At 74.3% G+C, this 24,002-nt stretch carries 17 protein-coding genes and 1 pseudogene; 6 read left to right on the top strand and 12 right to left on the bottom strand.

The window, feature by feature from the left end:
• Positions 1-50: 50 nt before the first annotated feature.
• The 3 genes from ACF073_RS25560 to eccB are packed head-to-tail and all read right to left on the bottom strand — an operon-like array spanning position 51 to position 3,500.
• Positions 51-653 (bottom strand): hypothetical protein, encoded by a 603-nt coding sequence (locus ACF073_RS25560; protein WP_392073698.1) that lies wholly within the window; start codon positions 651-653, stop codon positions 51-53.
• Positions 650-1,957: a type VII secretion-associated serine protease mycosin gene (gene mycP / locus ACF073_RS25555; RefSeq protein WP_392073696.1), complete on the bottom strand. Its 1,308-nt coding sequence runs from the start codon at positions 1,955-1,957 to the stop codon at positions 650-652. The genes ACF073_RS25560 and mycP overlap by 4 nt, the downstream gene beginning before the upstream one ends.
• A gap of 10 nt (positions 1,958-1,967) precedes the next feature.
• Entirely contained in the window at positions 1,968-3,500 is a 1,533-nt protein-coding gene (eccB, locus tag ACF073_RS25550) for a type VII secretion protein EccB (protein ID WP_392073693.1), read from the bottom strand.
• A gap of 196 nt (positions 3,501-3,696) precedes the next feature.
• Here eccB and eccE point away from each other — a divergent pair, with 196 nt between their 5' ends.
• From eccE to ACF073_RS25530, 4 genes and pseudogenes are all read left to right on the top strand, one after another.
• The gene (gene eccE, locus ACF073_RS25545) at positions 3,697-5,034 is read left to right on the top strand and encodes a type VII secretion protein EccE (protein WP_392073692.1); all 1,338 of its coding nucleotides are present in this window, start codon (positions 3,697-3,699) and stop codon (positions 5,032-5,034) included.
• Between the two features lie 20 nt (positions 5,035-5,054).
• Positions 5,055-5,819 (top strand): hypothetical protein, encoded by a 765-nt coding sequence (locus ACF073_RS25540; protein WP_392073720.1) that lies wholly within the window; start codon positions 5,055-5,057, stop codon positions 5,817-5,819.
• A 322-nt stretch (positions 5,820-6,141) separates the two neighbouring features.
• Positions 6,142-6,198, top strand: a pseudogene (locus ACF073_RS25535) (hypothetical protein); the annotation flags it as partial.
• A 600-nt stretch (positions 6,199-6,798) separates the two neighbouring features.
• On the top strand, positions 6,799-9,909 hold the full coding sequence (locus ACF073_RS25530) for an AAA family ATPase (protein WP_392073719.1): 3,111 nt from the start codon (positions 6,799-6,801) through the stop codon (positions 9,907-9,909).
• A gap of 76 nt (positions 9,910-9,985) precedes the next feature.
• Here the strand turns inward: ACF073_RS25530 and ACF073_RS25525 are convergent, their stop codons facing one another.
• The 9 genes from ACF073_RS25525 to rimP all read right to left on the bottom strand — a co-directional run bounded on the left by ACF073_RS25525 (position 9,986) and on the right by rimP (position 22,698).
• On the bottom strand, positions 9,986-10,933 hold the full coding sequence (locus ACF073_RS25525) for a bifunctional riboflavin kinase/FAD synthetase (protein ID WP_392073690.1): 948 nt from the start codon (positions 10,931-10,933) through the stop codon (positions 9,986-9,988).
• A gap of 161 nt (positions 10,934-11,094) precedes the next feature.
• Positions 11,095-15,369, bottom strand: a complete 4,275-nt coding sequence (locus tag ACF073_RS25520) for a hypothetical protein (protein ID WP_392073688.1) — start codon at positions 15,367-15,369, stop codon at positions 11,095-11,097.
• 295 nt (positions 15,370-15,664) lie between these two features.
• Positions 15,665-16,570 (bottom strand): tRNA pseudouridine(55) synthase TruB, encoded by a 906-nt coding sequence (truB, locus tag ACF073_RS25515; protein ID WP_392073686.1) that lies wholly within the window; start codon positions 16,568-16,570, stop codon positions 15,665-15,667.
• On the bottom strand, positions 16,567-17,025 hold the full coding sequence (gene rbfA, locus ACF073_RS25510) for a 30S ribosome-binding factor RbfA (RefSeq protein WP_392073684.1): 459 nt from the start codon (positions 17,023-17,025) through the stop codon (positions 16,567-16,569). The genes truB and rbfA overlap by 4 nt, the downstream gene beginning before the upstream one ends.
• A gap of 43 nt (positions 17,026-17,068) precedes the next feature.
• On the bottom strand, positions 17,069-17,362 hold the full coding sequence (locus ACF073_RS25505) for a DUF503 domain-containing protein (RefSeq protein ID WP_392073682.1): 294 nt from the start codon (positions 17,360-17,362) through the stop codon (positions 17,069-17,071).
• A gap of 207 nt (positions 17,363-17,569) precedes the next feature.
• On the bottom strand, positions 17,570-20,650 hold the full coding sequence (gene infB / locus ACF073_RS25500) for a translation initiation factor IF-2 (RefSeq protein WP_392073680.1): 3,081 nt from the start codon (positions 20,648-20,650) through the stop codon (positions 17,570-17,572).
• 149 nt (positions 20,651-20,799) lie between these two features.
• A complete protein-coding gene (locus tag ACF073_RS25495) occupies positions 20,800-21,096 on the bottom strand; it encodes a YlxR family protein (RefSeq protein ID WP_392073678.1) in 297 nt (98 codons plus the stop codon).
• A 91-nt stretch (positions 21,097-21,187) separates the two neighbouring features.
• The gene (nusA, locus tag ACF073_RS25490; RefSeq protein ID WP_392073676.1) at positions 21,188-22,174 is read right to left on the bottom strand and encodes a transcription termination factor NusA; all 987 of its coding nucleotides are present in this window, start codon (positions 22,172-22,174) and stop codon (positions 21,188-21,190) included.
• Between the two features lie 2 nt (positions 22,175-22,176).
• Positions 22,177-22,698, bottom strand: coding sequence for a ribosome maturation factor RimP (rimP, locus tag ACF073_RS25485; protein ID WP_392073674.1), 522 nt, complete (start codon positions 22,696-22,698; stop codon positions 22,177-22,179).
• Between the two features lie 218 nt (positions 22,699-22,916).
• Here rimP and ACF073_RS25480 point away from each other — a divergent pair, with 218 nt between their 5' ends.
• Positions 22,917-23,423 carry a hypothetical protein gene (locus ACF073_RS25480; RefSeq protein ID WP_392073672.1) on the top strand — a complete coding sequence of 169 codons (507 nt, stop codon included), beginning with the start codon at positions 22,917-22,919 and terminating at the stop codon, positions 23,421-23,423.
• Entirely contained in the window at positions 23,420-23,911 is a 492-nt protein-coding gene (locus tag ACF073_RS25475) for a ferritin-like domain-containing protein (RefSeq protein WP_392073670.1), read from the top strand. The genes ACF073_RS25480 and ACF073_RS25475 overlap by 4 nt, the downstream gene beginning before the upstream one ends.
• The last annotated feature ends 91 nt before the right edge of the window (positions 23,912-24,002 follow it).

Genomic DNA, 24,002 nt, shown 5'->3' with positions numbered 1-24,002 from the left:
CACACCGCAACGGCCGCAGCCGGACACGCATCCGGCCGACAGCCTCGTCCTCAGCAGTCGCCTTTCCGGCTGGTCACGTCGAAGGCGTAGGCGTACTGCGGGTACGAGCCCCCCGCGATGCCCGGGGCCTCGTAATCGCCGTCCTTCTTCCGGTTCACCTTCACGTGCAGGCAGAACGCGGCCGGGGTGCCGTCCGCGGTGATGGTGTAGTGCGCCTCCTTGGGCGCCCTAGGACCGGTCAGGGTGGCGTCTACGCTGCCTGGGCCGGGAGCGTCGCCACCGCCGTGGGACGTGACCTCGTCCGCAACCTTCATGGCGTAGTCGCCGCCGAAGTCCGCGGGGACGCCCTCATGCGGGCCGGCGTAGGCGACGTCGCCGTCCAAGGCCTCCGTCGCGCCGCTGACCGCGCTGGTCAGCTCGTCGCCGTTCCAGGCCGCGCCGTCACTGACTGCGAGGCCCTGGAAGCCGCTGTAGAGGCCGACAGCGGCCATTCCCAGGAAGAGGATCCGGGCCAGGACGAAGGCGCTGTCCGGGACCTCGGGGGCCGACGGGTTGAGGGACTCCCGCCAGGCCCGTACTCGGTCCGCGCGGACACAGGCCATGACCACGAAGACCGCAGAGACGGCGAAGCAGAAGATCGTCAGGGAATTCACGCCCGTCCGCTCACCGCCCTGCGCCTGCGTCGGGCGTCCCGCAGGGCCACCGCTCCCCCGCCCAGGCCCGCCACCAGGACCGCCACGCCGATGGCGACGTACGTCGCGATGCGGGCCGTGCGTTCCTGCGGGGTTTCGCCGAGGGTGAGCCGGGCGGGGGTGGGGGCCTCCGCATGGGTGAGGCCGGTATCGGCGCGGGGGGACTCGATCGGGTGATCGTCCTCCGTGAGGGCGCGGACCGGGTCCACCACTCCCCAGCCGACCAGGCGGTCGTGGCCGGGGATGGAGCGTTCGGCGGTCTGCTCGATCTGGGCCACGATCTCGCGGGGCGTCCAGTCGCGGTGCTTGGCCTTGATCAGCGCGGCCACGCCCGCCACGTACGGGGCGGAGAAGCTCGTACCGTTGTCCGAGCAGTGGCCGCCTTTCGGGACCGTGGAGATCATGTCGACGCCCGGGGCCGCCACGCCGACGAAGTCGCCGGACTGGGAGAAGGCCGCGCGTTCGTTGTTGCGGTCGGAGGCGGCCACGGCGAGGACGCCCTCGAACGAGGCGGGGTAGGTCTTCTTCACGTTGCCGCCCAGGCCGTCGTTGCCCGCCGAGGCGACGACGACGATCCCGGCGCCGAGGGCCTCCTCGACCGCGCGCTGCAGGTCGTCGTCCCGGGCGATGGGCTTGGTGGTGTCCTGGGAGATGTTGATGACGTCGGCCTTCACCCTGATCGCCTGCCGGATGGCTTTGGCGAGGGTGGCTGCCGTGCCGTGGCCCTCCGCGTCGTTCTGCTTCATCGGGATGATCGTGGCCTCGGGGGCCAGGCCGACGAAGCCGGTGCCCTTCATGGGACGGGCGGCGATGATGCCCGCCACGCGTGAGCCGTGACCGACCGTGTCCGTCGTGCCCTTGGCGTTGCCGCGGTCGATCGGCTGCCCCTTGTCGTCCTTGGCCGGCAGGTAGTTCGCTCCCTGCGACGCGTCCACCGCCTTGGTGAGCTGCGGGTTGGCCGTGTCGACGCCCGTGTCGATGACGGCGACCTCGACGCCTTTGCCCTTGGACTGGCTCCACAGCTCGTCGAGGTTGACGCGCTGCAGCGCCCAGGGCGTGCCCGTGTACTTGTGGTTCGTCTTCGAGAACGTGCACTGGTCGGAGCCCGGGTCCGCGGCGGCCGCCGGCGCCGCCAGCAGGGTGGCGGTGGTGGCCAGGACGGCCGTCAGGGCAGTCCGGGTGCTCCGGGTGCGGAGTACGGGTGTCCGGGGCGTCTTCGCCGGAGGCTGCGTCGTGAGCGCGGTCGTGCGCGCCGTCGTGAGCATGTCGTACCCCTCAGGAGCCCTGCGGCTGGCGGGCCGCCGAGGTCGAAAGGCGGGGTCCGGTCGGCAGGAACTTCGACCAGGGCGCGGGGATGCGGGCCGTCTTCACGTCCGCGTAGCCGAGGCGGGTCTGCGCCAGCTTGGCCTCCCGCTGGAGCTGCGCGCGCTTCTTCGCCGACATGCCGATGCCCTTGTCGTCGGTGGTGCTGTCGTCGTTGGACTGCAGGGCGTAGCGCAGGCCGGTGTCGGTGACCAGGAAGACCGAGCCCACCGAGGTCTCGCTGCCCTGGTACTGGCGGTAGAGCTGGCCCGAGCCCGCGGTGACGTACGCGCTGGAGGAGCCGGTGGGCAGGACCGCCGGGAAGTCGGTGCCGGCCCAGGTGCTCAGGGTCGTCTCGCCGTTGTCGGGGTCGACGTCGTTCAGGACGTTGCAGATGGTGTTGCGGCTGCCCTCGGCCGTGGCCGGTTCGTTGACCGCGCTGGGCTTCTCGGTGGGCCACTTGTGGTCGGCGGCGAAGGGCTCGCCCCGCTCGATGGCGCCGGCGCTGACCTCCTTGTGGTGTCCGGCCTGGCCGAGCTTCACGAGGTCTTCGCTGGTCAGCAGGAGCTGGGCGACGAAGTCCGAGACGGGGGCGACCCGGCCGGGCAGCACGACGAAGTACTGCTCCTGGCCGTTGACCGGTGCCCGGAGCACCATGCCGACCCGGTTGGCCTCCTCGTCGAGCTGGCCGGGGGCGTGGGCGGCCGCGCCGGGGACTCCGGTGACCGGCGGGAAGCTGATCGGATCGCCCTGGTGCAGGGTCTCGATCCACGACTCCGTCACCTTCTGCGGGGTCCGGTCGGCGCCCACGAGGGTCTGCAGCAGCAGCCGGTTGGAGGCGTCCACGGGGTAGGCGCGTCCCGCGGCGTCGACCACGTACCGCTTCTTGTCGCCGGGGGTGGTGACGTAGAGGAGTTCGCCGCCGTGCAGCTTCTGCTCGGCGCCGTTGAGCTTGCCCTGGTCCCGCTCGGCCAGCACGAACGCGGCCTTCTGGATGGAGCTGCCGCTGCCGCTCGGGCGTTCGCAGACGGCCCACTGCTTGGCCTTGCCGGCCTCTTCCGCCGAGGGCAGCCGGTCGGGGGCGTAGGGGATGCCGATCGTGACGCCGTGCGGGATCTTGCCGTTGTCGAGGATCGACTCGTCGACCGTGACGACGTCGAGGTCGCTCTGGGTGTCCAGGACGAGCTTGGCCGACGCCATGTTGAGCACCGGGTGGAGCTGGACCTTGTGGCCGGTCTCCAGCACGACGTACCGGGTGGTGGACTTGCTGGCGATGATCACCTTCTGTCCGGGATCGTCCCAGCCCTGCGGAGCCGTCGGTTTGAACATGCCCCAGGCGCCGAACGCCGCCAGTACGACGACGCCGGCGATCGCGCCGGGCAGGATGGCGCGCAGCGGCCGGGGCGCCCCCTCGTCGGAGGCATCCGGTGACGACTGCACGAACGACGCGAGCATGCGGCGCTTCGCGAAGGTGTAGGCGTTGAGTTGATCCCGCCGAGATGCCATCTGTGCCCGTTTCTCCCCGTGTCTCACGCGGAGTGCGCCCGGGGACCAGCTCCCCCGCCCTCCGTTGTCGGACCCGGCCCCTACTATGCCTGGTACGGAGCGGGTCCCGTGGAGCGGGTAGGGTACCTGGGCTCTCAAGGGCCTTGTTCGGTGGCCTGGTTCCAGTGAGTTGTGAGCAAATCGGGGGGATGGAGTGATGGCTTCCGGAACGCGGACGCGAGCGCGCGGCCGATCGGCGGCACGAGGCCGCGCGGCCGGGTCCGGTGCGCCGCCGCGCGGGACGTCCGCCCAGCGCGGCGCGGAGCGGCCGCAGGTCACGCTCGGCCTCAGGCAGCGTCCGGGCCAGGCCGGTTCGTTCCGTTTGCAACGGCTCATGCTGGTCGAGCTGGCGGCGGCGGTACTGCTGGTCGGCTGGGCCGTCGGCATGGCGGCCCTGGTGCCGGCCGCGGTGGTCGCGCTGGTGCTGGTCCTGCTGGCTTTCGTACGGCGGCGGGGCCGCTCCCTGCCGGAGTGGCTGGCCACCGCGCGGGAGCTGCGGGCGCGGCAGAAGCGCGCCGAGAGCACCCCGATACCGCCGGGCACCGAGCCCGGCCTCGTCCCGGCGGTGGAGTGCGAGCCCGCCCTGCGCACGTACTCGTACGGCGCCCGGGACCGGCGCCCGGTCGGCATCGTCGGAGACGGCACGTTCGTCACGGCCGTGCTCCAGGTGGAGGCCGACGCGACCGCGCTGCGGGCCGAGCGGACCCGCCAGCCGCTGCCGCTCGGTGTGGTCCGGGACGCGCTGGAGGTGGACGGGATACGCCTGGAGTCGGCCCAGATCGTGCTGCACACGCAGCCGGCACCCGCACTGCACCTGCCCCAGCAGTCCGTGGCCGTCGCCAACTACCTTCCGCTCCAGGAGCAGACCGGTGCCCCGGCCGTGCGCATCACCTGGATCGCGCTGAAGCTCGACCCCGAGCTGTGCACGGAGGCGGTGGCCGCGCGCGGCGGCGGCCTGACGGGCGCGCAGAAGTGCGTCGTGCGGGCCGCGGACCATCTGTCGAGCCGGCTGACCGGCGCCGGGTTCCGGGCGCGGGTGCTGGACGAGGAGGAGCTGGTCGCCGCCCTCGCCACCTCCGCCTGCGCCAATCCGCTGGTCACCGCCGAGGCGGGGCGCAGCGAGACCCGGGAGCGGCGCACGGAGGAGTCGGGGCGCAGCTGGCGCTGCGACAACCGGCGGCACACGACGTACTGGGTGCGGCGCTGGCCCCAACTGGGCGGCGGCCGGGCCGAGTCGCTGCCGCAGTTCGTGGCACGGGTCACGGCGATACCGGCCCTGGCGACCACCTTCAGCCTGACGCTCGCCGGCGGGGAGCGCCAGGAGGTGTCGCTGTGCGGGCATCTGCGGGTGACCGGGCGCAGTGACGAGGAACTCGTGGCGGCACGGCGCGCGCTGGAGGGCGCGGCCCGGCAGTCCGGGGCCGGGCTGGCCCGCCTGGACCGCGAGCAGCTGCCCGGCATGCTGGCCACTCTGCCCCTCGGAGGTGCGCGGTGACGACGATTCCGACGACCCCCATGACGCCGGGTGCGCCCGCGCAGGGGACGCGTGAGCCGTCCGGACCGCAGCGGCTGGGCGACCGGCTGCGGCACGGCCTCGGCCTGATCGGGCCCCGGCACGGCCGGCACGGACTGTCCGTGCAGCAGCTGGACGCGCTCGCCCTGCCCATCGGGGACGACGGGGTGGTGGCCGGTGTCGACGCCGAGGGCCAGCCGGCCGTCCTCGGCATCAACCGGCCCACGCCGTACGACGTCGTCCTGATCGGCGGTCTGTGGACGGCTCAGGTGCTGGCGCTGCGCTCGGCGGCCACCGGTGCCCGGGTGGCGGTGGAGACCGGCCGGCCGCAGGCGTGGATGCAGATGGTGCACGCCATGGGCGGCGGCCAGAACGGCCTGTCCGTGTACGAGGTGGGGCGGGTGCCCCCGCAGGGTGCCTCGGCGGGGACGCCGGTGCTCGTGGTGCGGGACTGCGGTATGCGCCCGCCGCGCGGCCGGGTGGTGTCCGGGCCCTGGCAGTCGGTGCTGACCCTGCTGCCCTATCTGAGCCCCGTCGCGCCCCGGCTGCTGCGGCAGGCGCGGCTCGCCGGTATCCAGCGGGTCTCGCCGGACGAGGCGGCCGAACTGGGGCGCACGATGGGGCTGTCGCGTACCGAGGTGGAGTCGTTGCCGGCGCTGCCCGACGGCGTCACCATGTGGTGCACCGACCGTGACCGGCAGTACGTGCTGACGCAACCCACGGACGCTGAGATCGGATTGCTGGGCACCCCGCGCCGGATGGACTGAACTGCCCTTGCGTGTCCCTTTTGTTCAGGGTGGGGCGGGCGGCTTCGCGAGGCGTGCCCGGTGTCCCCGGGCGCGCGGTGGTCCGATGGGCGTGTGCGGAAGTCGGGCGGGCCTGCCGTGGTGCGGCTCGTGGTGATTAGGCTGGGAGCGGGCGCGATGACAGGACCCGTGGACCCGGCGTCGGTACCCCGGGGGAGGGCCGGCGAGTCGGACCGCCCCGAACGATGACGAACGACTCGGTACGACACGACATGCTCGCCCCGGCACGGCATGAGGGTGCTCGACCACACCAGGAGGAACTGTGAGCAGCGATCGGGACGGGATGCGCGGGGGCTGGGACACACCCGGCGATGACCAGCCCGACGCGGAGGCCGTGGAGACCACCGGCGAGTTCACCATCGACTACGCTCCCCCCGCCTGGTACACGCAGAACGCGTCCGGCACGTCCGGGGGCGCCGGCACCCCGGCGGCCTCCGGAGGCATGAGCGGATTCCCGGGCCCGAACGGCCCCGGTGTCCCCGGTACCGCAGGTGCCGCAGGTGCCGCAGGTGACCCGGCCGCCCCGGCCGTCTCCGGGCCGCCGCCGTTCCCGACGGGCTCGCCGGTGCCGCCTCCGCCGGGCGCGGGGCACCCGACGGGCACCCCTCCGCAGGGGACCCCGTACGCACCCGCGCCGGGTACGCCTCCGCAAGGGACGCCGTACGCTCCGCCGCCGGGAACTCCTGCACAGGGCACGCCGTACGCTCCGCCACCGGGGACGCCCCCGCAGGGCACGCCGTACGCTCCCCCGCCGGGGGCGCCGTACGCACCGCCCGCTCCGGACCAGGGGGCTCCCTACGCACCGCAGGCTCCCGCGCAGGGGGCTCCGTACGCACCGCCGGCCGGCGCGCAAGGGGCTCCGTACGCGCCGCACGGCCCCGCGCAGGGGGCTTCGTTCACCCCGTCGCAGGGGACGCCGTACGCGCCGCCCGCCCCGCCCGTGACGGCGGAGGGCACGCCGTACGCCCCGGCCGCGCAGCCCGCGCCGCCGGAGGGCGGTCCCGTCCCGGTGCCGCGGCTGCCCGAGGGCTTCGAGCCGCAGCAGCCTCGGTCCGCCGGGCAGGAGGCGCCGGCCGCCGCAGCCGCCGTCGAGCCGGAGACGGACAACGGTGACCTGGAGAGCGGGGCGACCATGCGGTTCTCCGCGACTGCCCTGAAGCGCCAGATGGCCGAGATCGCCGAGCGCGCGGAAGCCACCGGGAAGCCGGCCGGGTCCGAGGGCGAGGCTGTCGTGGGCGACGGCTCCGGTGCGGGAAGCTCCGCCGACGCCTCGGACGCGCCCGGCGCCGAGGAGTCCGACGGCGAGGCCGCTGTGCCGGAGACCGCTGCGCCGGAAGGCTCGGTGGCTGAAGGCTCGGTGGCGGAGGACGCCGTCTCGACGGGGCCTGCGTCCGGTGAGGACGCGGAGCATGAGGAGAGCGGTCCGGCGGACGGGGCCGAAGACTCGGTCGTGCCGGAGCCCGCCGCGGCGGAGGACGCGGCGAAGGAGAGCGGCGCGGACGAGGTCGCCGCCGAGGAGGACGCCGCCGACGCCGCACCGTCCGACGCCCCGGCGCCCTCGGACGCCGTCGTCCACGACGGCGTGCCGCAGCAGGGCACGCCTGAGGACAGCGCCGCGGACGGCGATGCCGTGGGACGCGACGCCGTGTCCGGCGCCGGCCCGGACGACGCCGTCCAGCAGGCCGTCGCACCGCAGGCGGACGCCCAGCAGCCCGGTGCCGCCCAGTCCGGTGCGGCCCAGTCTGCCGCGGTCCAGCCCGGCACCGGTCAGCCGGGTGGCTACGGCTTCCCGCAGCCCGGCGCCCCGGCGGCCGGCGTCGCTCAGCCCGGTCCCGGTGCCCCGCACTCCGCTCCCCCGGCGCCTCAGGGCGCGCAGCCCGGCTGGACCCCGCCGCCCCCGCCGCAGAGCGGGATGCCGCCGCTGCCGCCGTCGTACCAGCCCGCCGCTCCGGCTCCCGCTGCCCAGTGGCCGGCGCAGACTCCCCCTCAGCAGCCCGGACCGATGCCCGGTCAGCAGCCGCAGCCGACGGCGGCCCAGGGCCCCGCCGGCGTGCCCGGCCAGCAGCCGCCGTTCCAACCCCAGGCCCCGCAGCCCGCGCCCGCCGCGTGGCACCAGCCGGGCCAGCCCGGACAGCCCGGTCACCCCCACCAGGCCGCCGCGCCCGGCGGCCCCACGCCGCCGAGCGGCTACGGATTCCCGCAGCCCGGCGCCCCCAACCAGCCGACACCGCCCGGTGGTTACGGCTTCCCGCAGCCCCCGGCGCCCCAGCCGAACCCCAACGCCCCGACCCCGCCGAGCGGTTACGGATTCCCGCAGCCCGGCGTTCCCCAGCCGCCGGCGCAGCCGAGCGGTTACGGGTTCCCTCAGCAGGGTGCCCCCGACTTCCCCGCACAGCAGGGTGGTTACGGCTTCCCTCAGCCCCCGCGGACCCCGGGCGCCGCTCCCGCCCCGACCCCCGAAGCGCCTCAGGCCGGGCAGGCAGGGCAGGGGGGTCACGCTCCGCAGGCGCCGGTCGACCCGCGTGCCGGCGCCGCCTGGCCGCAGCCGGTGCAGCACGACCAGCGGCAGCCGACGAACCCCGGTGCGGCGCCGCTCGGTTACACCGCCGCCGTGGAGCTGTCCGCTGACCGGCTGCTCAACAACAAGCGCCAGAAGGCGCGGAGCGGGCGGCCCACGGCGGCCGCCGGCCGGTTCAAGATCGGCGGCAAGAAGGAGGAGGCCGAGCGGCAGCGCAAGCTGGAGCTGATCCGCACCCCGGTGCTGTCCTGCTACCGGATCGCGGTCATCAGCCTCAAGGGCGGCGTCGGCAAGACGACGACCACGACCGCGCTCGGCTCCACCCTCGCGACCGAGCGGCAGGACAAGATCCTCGCCATCGACGCCAACCCGGACGCCGGTACGCTCGGGCGGCGGGTGCGCAGGGAGACCGGGGCCACCATCCGTGACCTCGTCCAGGCCATCCCGTACCTCAACTCGTACATGGACATCCGGCGGTTCACCTCCCAGGCGCCCTCCGGTCTGGAGATCATCGCCAACGACGTGGACCCGGCCGTCTCGACGACGTTCAACGACGAGGACTACCGGCGGGCGATAGACGTCCTCGGCCGGCAGTACCCGATCATCCTGACCGACTCGGGCACCGGTCTGCTGTACAGCGCGATGCGCGGGGTGCTCGACCTCGCCGACCAGCTCATCATCATCTCCACGCCGTCCGTGGACGGGGCGAGCAGCGCCAGTACGACGCTGGACTGGCTGTCCGCGCACGGGTACGCCGACCTGGTCTCCCGCTCCCTCACCGTGATCTCCGGGGTCCGCGAGACCGGCAAGATGATCAAGGTCGAGGACATCGTGTCCCACTTCGAGACACGGACCCGCGGGGTCGTGGTCGTGCCCTTCGACGAGCACCTGGCCGCCGGCGCCGAGGTCGACCTGGACATGATGCGGCCGCGCACGCGTGAGGCGTACTTCCACCTCGCCGCGCTGATCGCCGAGGACTTCACCCGGCACCAGCAGGCGCACGGCCTGTGGACGAGCGACGGCAACCCGCCGCCGGTGGCCGCCCCGCCCATGCCGGGCCACGCGACACCGGGCCAGCCCATGCCCGGCCAGCCCATGCCCGGCCAGCCCATGCCGGGCCAGCCGTACGCCGCGGGCCAGCCGTATGGTGCCGGTCAGCCGTACCCGCAGGTTCCGGGTCAGGGATACCCGCAGGCACAGCCTCAGGGATACCCGCAGGCTCCGGCGCCGGGCTACCCGCAGGGCCAGGGCCAGGGCCAGCCGTACGCCCCGGGGCAGCCCGGACAGCCGGGCCAGCAGCCGTACCCGCAGCAGCAGGCACAGCAGCCACAGCCTGGTCAGCAGCCCTACCCGGCGCAGCCGGGCCAGCCCGGACAGCCCGGACAGCCCGGACAGCCGGGTTATCCGCAGCCCGGCCAGCCGCACCCCCAGGCCCAGGGCCAGCCTCAACCCCAGCATCAGCCGCAGCCGCACCCGCAGCCGCACCCGGGTCAGCAGCCCCCGCAGGCCCCGCAGACCCCGCCGCAGCAGTAGGGCCCCAGCAAGAAGGGCGGCCGGTGCTCATCGCACCGGCCGCCCTTTCGCGCTGTGAGTCTTCGATCCGACGGGGCTACTCGTCCGCCGCCACGATCTCCCGGCAGCGCTTCACGTCCTCGGCCATCTGCTCCAGCAGGGCGTCGAGCGACTCGAACTTCGCCTGGCCGCGCACGTAGGCGAGGAAGTCGACGGCGACGTGCAGGCCGTACAGGTCGAGGCCGACGCGGTCGATGGCGTACGCCTCCACCGTGCGCTCGGTGCCGTCGAACTGCGGGTTCGTGCCGACGGAGATCGCGGCCGGCATGTTCTCGCCCTGCGCGTGCAGATAGCCCGCGTACACGCCGTCGGCCGGGATCGCGGTGTGCGGGAGCGTCTCGACGTTGGCCGTCGGGAAGCCCAGTTCGCGGCCGCGCTGGGCGCCGCGGACGACGACACCCTCCACCCGGTGCGGGCGGCCCAGGATCTCGCGGGCGCCCGCGACGTCGCCCTCGGCGACCAGACGCCGGGTCAGCGTGGAGGAGAACGGCTGGCCGCCGCCCGCCTCACCGGTGACGTACAGGTCGACGACCTCGACGTCGAAGTCGTAGATCTTGCCCTGCTCGGTGAGGAACTCGACGTTGCCGGCCGCCTTGTGGCCGAAGCGGAAGTTGGGGCCCTCGACGACCGCCTTGGCGTGCAGCTTGTCCACGAGGACCTTCACCACGAAGTCGGCGGGCGAGAGCCGCGAGAACTCGGTGGTGAAGGGGAGGATGAGGCAGGCGTCGACGCCCAGCTCCGTCATCAGCTCCGCGCGGCGGTGGTGCGGGGCCAGCAGCGGCGGGTGGCTGCCGGGGCGGACGACCTCGCTGGGGTGCGGGTCGAAGGTGACGACGACGGCCGGTACGCCCAGCTCACGGGCGCGGTCCACGGCGTGCTTGATGATCAGCTGGTGGCCGCGGTGGACGCCGTCGTAGGAACCGATGGTGACGACGCTGCGCCCCCAGTCCTGGGGGATGTCCTCCAAGCCACGCCAGCGCTGCACTGTGACCGCTCCTCGAACCCTTGTCCGTGTCTACCATGACCTCGTTGTGCAGGTCTAAGGGTGCCATGCCGGGTGCCCGGTGCCAGCATCGGCATGGGGGCTGTGACGGGGCGCACGTTCCCGGCGCTGGTCGGGGCGGTGCGCGTACGCTCAGGGCTCGTTCACGCCGGTACGCGTACGCCCGCCAGGTTCTCGATCATGCGGCGGGTGCTGGGTCCCACCACGGCGGCCCAGTCCTCCGGGGCCTCGGTCAGCCAGCGGGCCATCCGGGCGGCGAAGCCGGGCACGTGCCGGCCGAGATCGACCAGGCCCCGGTCGAAGCGGGTGGCTCCCTCGGGTGTGCGGACGAGGAGCGTGCCGGTGCGGTGGATCAGGCCGCGGATCTCCTCCTCCCGACGGCCCCGGCCCCCTTCCCCCTCGCCTCCGCCCTCATCGCCCGGGCGCCCGCCCCCGTCGTTCCCGCCCCCGTCGCCCCCGTCGCCGACGCCCCCTCCCCGCCCGTCCCCGTCCCCGTGCCCGTCCGCGCCTTCCTGTGCCGCCGCGTGCAGGACGGCGTCCAGGACGGCCGGGTCCTGCTCCCGGTCCAGCAGGGCCTCCAGCAGCTCACGGCGGAGCGGGCGGGACGCGGCCGTGCCCGCGGCGGCGAGGACGGTGGCGAGGGCGGCCCTGACCTGCTCGGAACCGCCGTCGAGCAGGCCGGTGACCAGGGGCAGCAGGACCGGGCGTGCGGTGGGGCCCTGTTCCAGGCGGCGGTCGACGTAGCCGGCGACGTGCCCCGCCGTCTCCGGGCGCAGCCGCACCGCCTCGCGGACCAGCACGGCGACCCGGCGGGCGAGGGCCGGGGTGGTGACCTCGGCGAGGCTGCGCAGGGCCGCCCCGGTCTCCGGTCCGCCCGCGTCCGGGGCGTCCAGCCGGGCCCGGAAGGCGTCCAGGACCGGTTCCGGGTGCGTGCTCAGGGCGGGGACCAGGGCGCTCGGCGGGAACTGGGGGTCGCCGTCGGCGAAGTGGCGCAGGGCCGCCGGCAGGTGCCGGTCGCGGGTGTGCGGGTCGCGGACCAGCAGGGCGAGGGCGCCGCCGTGCAGGGTGCAGTCGGCGGGGCGGGCGAGCACGGCGAGAGCGGCGTAGCGCAGCAGCTCGCGGTCGGCCTCCGAGCCGACGTGCGGGGCCGCGCGCAGGCCGAAGGCCACCGCCGCCACCCGGCGGGCGGGGCGCTCGTCGTGCGCCCAGCGGTCGACCGCCCGGCAGAGGGCCGACGGCTCCTCCTCGGCGAGCACGCCGAGGAGTTCGTCGGCACGCCGGTGCGCGCAGGCCACCAGCACCTCGGCGAGGTCGTCGAGGGCGCCGTTCCGGTGCGTGTGCAACAGCGCCTGCGCGGCGGTGGCCACGGTGGCGTGCGGGGTCGCGGGCAGCGGTCGCTCATCGGCGAACCAGTGGGTGAGGAGCGGCTGTACGGCGGCGGGATCGGCGGCGAGCAGTCCGGCGACGGCGTCCAGGTAGCGGTCGCCGGCCGCGGACGGCGCCGGGTCCGCCAGCACGAGCCGGCGCAGCAGGTCGAGGCGCTCGGCACCGGAGACGGGCAGGGCGGTCCAGAAGACGGGGCGGAAATCGGCCGGTACGGGCCTCCGGCCGCGCCGCCAGGCGACGACCCGGTCGGCGAGCAGGCGCAGCACCTCGGTGTACGGCGTCGCGTCCGGAACCTGGAGCAGTGTGCGGGCCAGCAGCCGCGCGGCCCACCAGGAACCCGGCGCCCGGTCCAGTGTGTCGGTCAACTCCCGTAGATGGAAGGAGAGTTGCCCGGGTCCGCGCTCGCGGGCGAGGAGCAGCAGGGCCTGTACGACGGGGCCGACGCGGTGGTGCGGCACCGGGACGGGGCGGTTCGCGCGCGGTTCGCCGGTGCGGTGCACCAGGGCGCGGAGTGCCTCGTCCAGGTCCAGGTGCATGCCCTGGATCCAGTCGGCCAGTTCCTCGTGGGCGAAGCGGTAGCCGGCGCCGGCCGGCACGAGGAGGCCCTCGGTGAGCACGGCGGAGGCCCAGCCGGTGCCGCCGCCGAGCCGGGCCGGGGCCGGGCCCCACGGGAACACCGCCTCGAACGACTCCCGGTCCAGCTCCCCCTGCCCCGGTCCGAGGCTGCGCCGGGCGGCCTCGTGCACCTGCCCGGCCACCCGGGCGGCGAGCCGTCGTACGGCCGTACCGCGCAGCCCGCCGGCGGCAGCGAGGCGGACCGCGATGCGCAGGCACATCAGATCGAGGTGGGCGGCGAACACCTCGTGCCGGTCGACCGGCCGCGCGGCGGGAAGGTCGGGTACGGCCGCCCGGACCTCGGAGTACAGCCGGAGCGTGAGCGGGTGCCGTGCGTCCCGCCCGTCGAGCTCCCCGTCGGGGATCCCGTGGCGGGCGCGGGCCAGCCGCGCCTCCTCGGCGGTGAAGTCGCCGATCCGTACGCAGGGCGGCAGCGGGTCGGCGGAGGTGCGGGGCGCTGTGCCGGGGCGGCCCGGGACCCCGGCCGGCGGGACGAAGAGGACGGGAGGCAGCTCACCGGGGTCGGACGAGGCACGGCGCGGGGCCGCGGGCGGCACCGGGGTGGCCGCCGGCCGGGGCGAGGGCCCGGGGCCCGCGGCGGCCTCCGGCGACTCCCCCGGACCGGCCGGGCCCTGGCGCGGGACGGCGGGACCGACCGGGGCACCCGAGGACCGGGCCGGCGCGTCTTCGTCCCCCGGGGCCCCGGGAGCGGCCACGGTACGCCCCGGCTCACCGCCCTCCTCCTCCGAAGCCCCGGATGCGACCGAGCCCCCGGACCCGGCCGAGACCTCGCACGCGGCCGAGCCCCCGGACCCGTCCGAGACCCGGGAGCCACCCGGCACCCGCCCCCGGCTGTCGTCCCCTCGTCCCTGCCGGTGCCCCTGACACCCCGCCGAAGCCTCTGAAGCGACCGAAGCGACCGAATCCTCTGGCGCCCCCGAAGCCACCGGATCATGAAGCAGCTCTCTGGAAAACACCCACCCCGTGCGCTCCCAGTACTCCTCCCGGCAGGCGATCACCAGCCGCGCGCCGGTCTCCCGGAGCCAGTCGGCGGTGCCCTTGGTCCACGCGGCGAGGCGGTGGGCCAGGACGGGGGGCATCTCCTCGGGGCCGTCGAGGAGGAGCAGCAACGGGCGGCCGGCCCGCGCGGCGAGCCGGGCCAGGTGTGCGGGGGTGAGGTCGCCGAGGTCGGCGGAGCGGACGGAACGGGAGGCGGCCACGATCCGGGCGGCACGCTCCAGGGTGCGCCGGACGGCGTCGGCCACCGAGGTGTCGGTGTCCGCCAGGTCGGCGCCGCGCAGCCACAGCGTGGGAGCGGGCGTCCCGCCCCGGGCACGGCGGGCGGCGAGCGCCGCGAGTTCCGTCGTACGACCGCTGCCCGGCGAGCCCACCAGGCCCAGCACGGGCCGGTCGCCCGCGGTGAACGCGGCCAGCTCCCGGGCGATGTCCGCGCGTTCGACCGGCTCGACGGCGTCCGGGCGCCCGGTGAGCACTCCGGGCGGCCCGTCCTGGCCCACGGAGGTGGTGGTCAGCTGGAGGATGCCGGCGAGGTTGAGGTCGGCGCCGTAGGCCGGCACGGTGGCCGCGTTGCGGGCGAGCAGGGCGGCGAGGGCGCCGTCGGCGGGGCGCAGCGGGACCGCGAAGCCGGCGTCGCGCTGGGCGGTGTGCAGGGCGGTGCCGAGGACGCCGACGACCGCGCCGGTCAGGGCGTCCCGCACCGGCCCGCCGGCCGCGCCGCCGCCCAGCCTGAGCGCGTCCCGGCCCGCCGTGCCGATGGCCAGTTCCAGCGCGTCGTCGAGGAGGTGGAAGCGGTCCGTGGCGGTGTACGTGACCTGGGTGGCGGCCAGGACCCGGGCCTCGCGCCGGCAGCCGGCGACGACGTGGACGTAACTGCCGGCGGCGATCCGCTCCCGCACGGTCAGCGGCAGCGGCTCCACGCCGAGGCCCTCGGTGCGCACCAGGGCGAGGTCCAGGTCGGGCAGCGGGGTGACCGCGTCGGCGTCGACCACGCAGGTGCGGTCGCCGGCGGCGTGCAGCACCAGCCGGGGCAGGCCGTCGACGGTCTCGTGGCTGGTGATCAGGGTGCCCTGGTGGTCGGCGAGGAAGCCGAGGCCGCGCGGGCGGCCGGCCAGGTCCCGGATCCGCACGAGAGCGGCGTCGGCACGGCTGGCGTCGGCGTCACCACCGGTTGCGGCGTCGGTCTCGGCGCGGATGCCGGTGGCGTCGTCGCCGCCCCTCTCGTCCGCCGCCCCCGGCCCGGTCTGCGGCGCTGGGCCGCCGTGCCTGTCCGGCGCGCGCTCGCCCGGTCCGCCGTACACGCCCTGCGCGTACCCGCTCTCCCCGGACGCGCGGTCCTCAGCCGCTCGTTCCTCCCGCCCCCGGCGCCCGCCCGCGGTGCGCGGGCCCCGTCCCGCCATGGCCGTACCTCCCCGCCCGTCCCCGTGCCCTGTCTTCGACGGTAGGCGTGCGGTGATCGGCGGGACAGATCGTGCGGCGAACGCGCCCCCTTCCGCTCCCCCGGTTCACTCCGAGCGCCTGCCCAGTCGGGTGAATAGGCGGAAGCCGCTGGATAACCCTAGGGGTGGGGGAACCGAGGGGGGACCGTGGAGCGGCGGCAGGGGCCACCCCGTGGCCGGCCGCCGCTCCACGGCAGAGTGCCGAGTCGCGCCCGGGTACCCAGCTCGCGCCCGGGTTGCCCGGGTCGCGCGGGACTCAGGCGAAGACGGCCAGGCTCTTGGCCTTGCCCCGGTGCTCCTCGACGAGCGCGAGAAAGGCGCCCTCGGGGTCGAACACGGCCACGGGGCCGGCGCCCGCGTAGGTCTCCGGCATCTCCAGCCGGACGCCGTTCAGCAGCAGCCGGGCCCGCTTGGCGTCGACCTGCCAGCGCGGGAAGGCCACACCGGCGGCCTCGGCGACCGGCATCACGGTCAGCTCCTGCTGGAGCTGCTCCAGCGTCTTCGCCGCGTCCAGCTTGTACGGCCCGACGCGCGTCCGGCGCAGCGCGGTGAGGTGGCCGCCGACGCCCAGGTCGGCGCCCAGGTCGCGGGCGAGGGCCCGGATGTAGGTGCCGGAGGAGCAGACCACCGAGACGACCAGGTCGACCACGGGGGTGCCGTTCTCGGCGACGACGTCCCGGACGTCGTACACCGTGAAGGAGGAGATCGTCACCGGCCGGGCGGGGATCTCGAAGTCCTCGCCCTCGCGGGCCCGCTTGTACGACCGTACGCCGTCGATCTTGATGGCGCTGACCTTGGACGGCACCTGCATGATGTCGCCGCTCAGCTTGGCGATGCCGGCGTCGACGGCGTCCCGGGTCACCTTGGAGGCGTCGGTGGACGAGATGATCTCGCCCTCGGCGTCGTCGGTGAGCGTGTTCTGGCCCAGGCGGATCGTGCCCAGGTACTCCTTCTCGGTGAGCGCGAGGTGCCCGAGGAGCTTGGTGGCGCGTTCGACCCCGAGGACCAGGACGCCGGTCGCCATCGGGTCGAGGGTGCCGGCGTGGCCGACGCGGCGGGTTCTGGCGATCCCGCGCATCTTGGCGACCACGTCGTGCGAAGTGAAGCCCGACGGCTTGTCGACGATGACGAGGCCGTCGGGCGTGGTGTGCTTCTGGGTCATTCGGGGGCGTCGCCGTCCGTGTCGGTCTCGTCGTCGGCCGGCTTCCTGTAGGGGTCGGCGCCCGCCGCGTACGAGGCGCCCGTGGCCGTCTCGCGTACCTTCTGGTCGGACTGCCGGGCCTTGTCGAGGAGGTCCTCGATGGTCCGGGCGGTGTCCGGCAGGGCATCCGCGACGAAGGTCAGGGTGGGGGTGAACTTCACCCCGGCCGCACGGCCCACCTCGGAGCGCAGGACGCCCTTGGCGCTCTCCAGGCCCGCCGCAGCGGCCAGCCGCTCCTCCTCGTCGCCGTAGACCGTGTAGAAGACGGTCGCCTCCCGCAGGTCACCCGTGACGCGGGTGTCCGTGATGGTGACGTGCGAGCCGAGCCGCGGGTCCTTGATCCCGCGCTGCAGCTTCTGGGCCACCACCTCTTGGATGAGGTCCGCCAGCCTTTTCGCCCGAGCGTTGTCGGCCACTGGTCCGTCTCCCGTTCTTTCTTCTCTTGCTCGTGTTCTGTGGTCAGTCGTCGTCGCCGTGGAGCCGCCGCCGCACGGACAGCAGTTCCACCTCGGGGCGGGCGGCGACCAGCCGCTCACACCGGTCCAGTACGTCGGTGAGGTGCGCCGTGTCGCCGGAGACCATGGCCACGCCGATGATCGCTCGCCGGTGGAGGTCCATGTGATCCACCTCGGCCGCGCTCACGGAGTACTTCCGCTGGAGTTCGGCGACGATCGGGCGGACGACGGAGCGCTTCTCCTTCAGCGAGTGGACGTCGCCGAGGAGGAGGTCGAAGGACAGAGTCCCCACGTACATGTGTGTATCCGGTTCACCCGCCGGTACGGGATCGATGGCCCCGGGTCCGTGTGGCCGGGGACATCAAGAACCGTACAACGAAGGGGCCCGCACGCTCGACGGATATTACGCTCCGTGGAGGGTGCGGACGGACCGCGAACGGTCCGCAAACGCCGCACCGGCCGACGGGACCGGAAGAGTCCCGTCGGCCGGCACGAACCGTGGGTGTCACACCCGCGGCTTCTCCCGCATCTCGTACGTCGCGATGACGTCGTCGACCTTGATGTCGTTGAAGTTTCCGAGGTTGATACCGCCCTCGAAGCCTTCGCGGATCTCGGTGACGTCGTCCTTGAAGCGACGCAGACCGGAGATGGTGAGGTTCTCCGCGATGACCTTGCCGTCGCGGACCAGACGCGCCTTGGTGTTGCGCTTGACCTCGCCCGACCGGACCAGGACACCGGCGATGTTGCCCAGCTTGGACGACTTGAAGACCTCGCGGATCTCCGCCGTACCGAGCTCGACCTCTTCGTACTCCGGCTTGAGCATGCCCTTGAGGGCCGCCTCGATCTCCTCGATCGCCTGGTAGATGACCGAGTAGTACCGGACGTCCACACCCTCGCGCTCGGCCATCTGCGCCGCGCGGCCGGCCGCGCGGACGTTGAAGCCGATCACGATGGCGTCGGAGCCCATCGCCAGGTCGATGTCGGACTCCGTGACCGCACCGACGCCGCGGTGCAGGACGCGGATGTCGACCTCTTCGCCGACGTCCAGCTGGAGCAGCGAGGACTCGAGGGCCTCGACCGAACCGGAAGCGTCACCCTTGATGATCAGGTTCAGCTGCTGGACCTCGCCGGCCTTGAGCACCTTGTCCAGGTCCTCCAGCGACACGCGGCGCGTGCGCTTGGCGAACGCGGCGTTGCGCTCACGGGCCGCGCGCTTCTCGGCGATCTGACGGGCCGTACGGTCCTCGTCGACCACCAGGAAGTTGTCGCCCGCACCCGGGACGTTGGTCAGGCCCAGGACCTGGACCGGCGTCGACGGGCCGGCCTCGGCGACGTTGTTGCCGTTGTCGTCGAGCATGGCGCGCACGCGACCGTAGGCGTCGCCCACGACCATCGTGTCGCCGACCCGCAGGGTGCCTCGCTGGACGAGGACCGTCGAGACGGCACCGCGGCCGCGGTCGAGCCGGGACTCGATCGAGATGCCCTGCGCGTCCTGGTGCGGGTTGGCCCGCAGGTCGAGCGAGGCGTCCGCGGTGAGGATCACGGCTTCCAGCAGGGAGTCGATGTGCAGACCCTGCTTGGCGGAGATGTCGACGAACATGGTGTCGCCGCCGTACTCCTCGGCCACCAGGCCGTACTCGGTCAGCTGACCGCGCACCTTGGTCGGGTCGGCGCCCTCGACGTCGATCTTGTTGACCGCGACGACGATCGGGACGTCGGCCGCCTTGGCGTGGTTGAGCGCCTCGACCGTCTGCGGCATGACGCCGTCGTTGGCCGCGACGACGAGGATCGCGATGTCCGTCGACCGGGCACCACGGGCACGCATGGCGGTGAACGCCTCGTGACCCGGGGTGTCGATGAAGGTGATCTTGCGCTCTTCGTCGTTGACCTCGGTCGCGACCTGGTAGGCACCGATGTGCTGGGTGATGCCGCCGGCCTCGCCCGCGATGACGTTCGTCTTGCGGATGGCGTCGAGCAGTCGGGTCTTTCCGTGGTCGACGTGACCCATGACGGTGACGACCGGCGGACGGACCACGAGGTCCTCCTCGCCGCCCTCGTCCTCGCCGAACTCGATGTCGAAGGACTCGAGCAGCTCGCGGTCCTCCTCCTCCGGGCTGACGATCTGAACCGTGTAGTTCATCTCGCCGGCGAGGAGCTGGAGCGTCTCGTCGGAGACGGACTGCGTGGCCGTGACCATCTCGCCGAGGTTCATCATGACCGCGACGAGCGACGCCGGGTTGGCGTTGATCTTCTCCGCGAAGTCGGTGAGGGACGCACCGCGCGACAGGCGAATGGCTTCGCCGTTGCCGCGAGGCAGCATCACGCCGCCGACGGACGGGGCCTGCATGGCCTCGTACTCCTGGCGCCTCTGCCGCTTCGACTTGCGACCGCGACGCGCGGGACCGCCGGGACGGCCGAAGGCGCCCTGCGTGCCACCACGGCCACCGGGACCACCGGGACGGCCACCGAAGCCGGGACGGCCACCGCCGCCGGCACCGGGACCGCCGCCGAAGCCGCCGCCACCGCCGGGACGACCGGCGAAGCCGCCGCCACCGCCCGGACGGGCGCCACCGCCGCCACCGGGACGACCGGCGAAGCCGCCGCCGCCGGGACGACCGGCACCGCCGCCGGGACGACCCGCACCGCCGGGACCGCGACCGCCGCCACCGGGGCCGGGACGCGGGCCGGCAGCGGGACGCTGCGGCATCATGCCGGGGTTGGGACGCGGACCGGCCGGGCCGGGACGCGGGCCACCCTGCGGACGGGGCATACCGGCCGGGGACGGACGGCCACCGCCGCCGGGAGCCTGCGGACGCGGACCGCCGCCCTGGGCGCCGGGCGCCTGCGGACGGGGAGCGCCGCCGGGACCGCCGGGGCCGGGGCGCGGACCGCCCTGCGGACGCGGGGACTGCGGGCGGGCCATACCGGCGTTGCCGCCGGAGGTGAAGGGGTTGTTACCCGGACGCGGACCGGCCGGACGGCCACCCGGACGCGGCGCGGAGGCACCGGGACGCGGGGCGCCGCCCTGAGCGGCGGGACGCTCGGGACGCTCGGAACGCTGGCCCTGGCCGGGACCGCCGGGGCGGGCACCGGGCTTCGGGCCGCCGGGACGGGCGCCGGGGCGCGGGCCCTGGGCGGCCGGAGCCTGCGGGGCCGGAGCCGGGGCGGCCGGCGGAGCGGTGAACTCCGGGGCGGCCGGCGCCGGACGCGGCGCGGGCTTGGGACCCGGCACCGGACGCGGGCCGGGGGCCGGCGCGGACGCGGCGGGCTCCGAGGAGGCGGCCGGCTGCGGGGCAGCGGGCGCCGTCGGAGGCTTGGGAGCCGGCGGCCTCGGGGCAGCCGGACGTGCCGCCTGCACCGGGGAGGGCGCGGCGGGCTTGGGGGCAGCCTTGCGCGGGGCGGGCTTGCCGGCGGACTTGCCGTTGCCACCGCCCTGGAAGGCGTCGGTCAGCTTACGTACAACCGGCGCTTCGATGGTCGAAGACGCCGAACGGACGAATTCACCGAGTTCCTGGAGCTTGGCCATGACGACCTTGCTCTCGACACCGAACTCCTTGGCGAGTTCGTAGACCCGGACCTTAGCCACTTCGCTCCTTTGAGGTCCGGGTTGAAGCCGGACCGTCGCTAGTTCATGGGCGTACTCATCGCGTACTCATCGAGTGCTCATCGCAATCTCGACCTGCTTTCGACTCGCGAGGTACCAGGGCCGCAACGGGGACTTCCGCGCGACACGTCTTACGGCGTTGCCTGCTCGGCAACTGTTGTCTGCTCGACGTAACGACGCAACGCCTTTGTGTCGAGCGTTCCCGGGGCGCGCAGTGCCCGCGAGAACGCCCGGCGGCGTACCGCCTGGTCGAGACAGACCAGGGCGGGGTGCACATAGGCGCCCCGGCCGGGCAGCGTACCGCGAGGATCGGGGGCGCATGCGTCCTCGATCCTCACGATCCGCAGGAGATCGTTCTTGGCCGCCCGCTTCCGGCACCCCACACAGGTGCGTTCAGGGCATGCTCCGGCGTGCGTCCGGCCAGACACAGTTAAGTCTACCTCCCCGTACCGACCTCACCCCTTTGGGGCAAGAATCGAACGGCTGTTGTCGTGATCTCAGCGACAGATGGTCCGGAATCTATTCCCCGGACTGCTCCGTGTCGGGCCGGATGTCGATCCGCCAGCCGGTCAGCCGGGCGGCGAGGCGGGCGTTCTGGCCCTCCTTGCCGATCGCCAGCGACAGCTGGTAGTCCGGCACCGTCACCCGGGCGGACCGCGCGGCCAGGTCCACGACCTCCACCTTGCTCACCCGAGCGGGTGACAGGGCGTTCGCGACCATCTCGGCCGGGTCGTCCGACCAGTCGACGATGTCGATCTTCTCGCCGTTCAGCTCGCCCATCACATTGCGCACCCGGCCGCCCATGGGGCCGATGCAGGCGCCCTTGGCGTTCAGGCCCGAACGGGTGGAGCGAACCGCGATCTTGGTGCGGTGGCCGGCCTCGCGGGCGATGGCGGAGATCTCCACCGAGCCGTCGGCGATCTCCGGCACCTCCAGGGCGAAGAGCTTCTTCACCAGGTTGGGGTGCGTGCGGGAGAGGGTCACGGACGGGCCGCGGACTCCCTTGGCCACCCGGACGACGTAGGACCGCAGCCGCATGCCGTGCTGGTACGTCTCGCCGGGGACCTGCTCCTGCACCGGCAGGATGGCCTCCAGCTTGCCGATGTCCACGAGCACGTTCTTCGGGTCGCGGCCCTGCTGGACCACGCCGGTGACGATGTCCCCCTCGCGCCCCGCGTACTCGCCGAGCGTCGCGTCGTCCTCGGCGTCGCGCAGCCGCTGCAGGATCACCTGCTTGGCGGTGGTGGCGGCGATACGGCCGAAGCCGGACGGGGTGTCGTCGAACTCGCGGGACTCCTGCCCCTCGGCCAGGTCCTCCGGGTCCTCCTTCGCCCACACGGTCACATGCCCGGTCTCCCGGTTGAGCTCCACGCGCGCGTGTCGGCGGCTTCCCTCGGTGCGGTGGTAGGCGATGAGGAGGGCCGACTCGATCGCCTCGACCAGCAGGTCGAAGGAGATCTCCTTCTCCCGCACCAAGCCCCGCAGGGCGCTCATGTCGATGTCCACGGCTACGCCTCCTCCTCTTCCTTCATGTCCTTCTCGCTGTCCTTGCTGTCCTTGCGGTTGAACTCGACCTGCACCCGCGCCTTGGCGATCTCCGGGAAACCGAGCCTGCGGGCGGTGGGCTTGCGGCCCTTCACCCCGGGCACCTCGACGTCGATGCCCTCGTCGTCGACCGCCAGGATCCGCGCGACCACCTCGTCACCCTCCGTGAGCTGGAACTTCACCAGCCGGTCGGTGGCGCGCACGTAGTGCCGGTGCTCGGTGAGGGGACGCTCGGCGCCGGGGGTGCCGACCTCCAGGTCGTACGCGTCCTCGCCCATCGCGTTGGTCTCGTCCAGCTTCGCCGAGAGCGCACGGCTCACATCGGCGATCGCGTCCAGGTCCGCTCCGGTGTCGGAGTCCACGACGACACGCAGCACTCTCTTGCGTCCGACCGAGTCGACGGCGATCTCTTCGAGATCCAGCCCCTGGGAGACGACGAGCGGTTCCAGCAGCTCGCGCAGCCTCTCGCTCTGGGTGGTGCTCATCCGGGTGACTCCTCGGCCGCGTGTGCTGTTGTGGGATGGGTCGCGTGTCTGGTCAAAGGGTATCCGGTCGCAGGGAGTGTTGCCGTCCACCTGTGGCCGGGCGGTGCCGGTGAGTGGTGGGCGCGGGGCGCGCGGGTACGGTGATCACGGGCGTGCCGCTCACCGGCTGTTCTTCCGTCGCCCCTGCCCCTTCGCACGAGTTCCCGAGGACGTCCGCAGTGCCGTATCCCTCACCGCAGCGCGCCCGCTCGGGGCCGCGCAGAAGATCCCTGCTCGTCTCGGCGGCCGGCGCCGCCCTGCTGGCGGGCTGCTCGGCCGGTCCGGGCTCCGGCGAGGCGGGCCCGTCGGCCGCCGGCGCCGCACGCGCGCGTGCGGCCCGGGACAGCCGGGGGCTGCTGGAGCGCTACGACGCCGTGCTGGCCGCGCATCCGGGGCTCGCGGAGCGGCTGCGCCCGCTGCGGGCGCAGGTCGCGGCCCACGCGGCGGCCTTCGAGGAGGGCGCGACGGCCACCGGCACGCCCACGGCCACGGCGCCGGCCTCCGCCGCTCCCGTCCCGGCCGCCGAGAAGGACGCCGTCGCCGGTCTTGCCGCCGCCGAGCGCGACCTCGCCGGCCGGCGGGCGAAGGACCTGCTGGAGGTGCCGGGCGAGCTGGCCCGGCTGCTGGCGTCGGTGGCGGCGGCCGGGGCCGCGCACGCGTCCCTGCTGACGGAGGGAGCACGGTGAGCGACGAGACGGCACAGGCCGAGGTGACCGCCCTGCAGGCGGCGCTGGCGGCGGAGCACGCGGCGGTGTACGGGTACGGGGTCGTCGGCGGGCGGATCGGCGAGCGGCGCCGGGCCGAGGCGCGGGCGGCGTACGACGCCCACCGGGCGGGCCGGGACGCGCTGGTCCGCGCGGTGCGCGAGCTGGGCGCCACCCCGGTGGCCGCGAACGCCGCGTACGCGCTGCCCTTCCCGGTCCAGGACGGGTCCGCGGCGGTGCGGCTGGCCGCGCGGCTGGAGGAGCGGCTGGCCGGGGTCTACTCGGATCTGGTGCGGGCGACGACCGGCGCACGGCGGGCCGACGCGGCCGGGGCGCTGCGGGAGGCCGCGGTGCGGGCGGTGCGCTGGAGCGGACAGAGCGTAGCCTTCCCTGGGCTCGCGGAGCGCTCCGGCGAGCAGACGGGCGCGGCCGGGACCGCCCCGTCGGCCACCGCGTCGGCGTCGCGCTAGGCGCCGTCGGGCGCCGGTGCGGCGGGATCGCGCGTCGGCGCGCGTCCGGCGGACCGTGGAACGGGCCCGTGCCGCCGGACGGCGGGGCGGG

The organism is Streptomyces sp. NPDC015171, from assembly GCF_043079545.1.
Classification (GTDB): domain Bacteria; phylum Actinomycetota; class Actinomycetes; order Streptomycetales; family Streptomycetaceae; genus Streptomyces.
The sequence above is the reverse complement of the archived record's forward strand: the minus strand, read 5'-3'. Positions and strand labels throughout refer to the sequence as shown.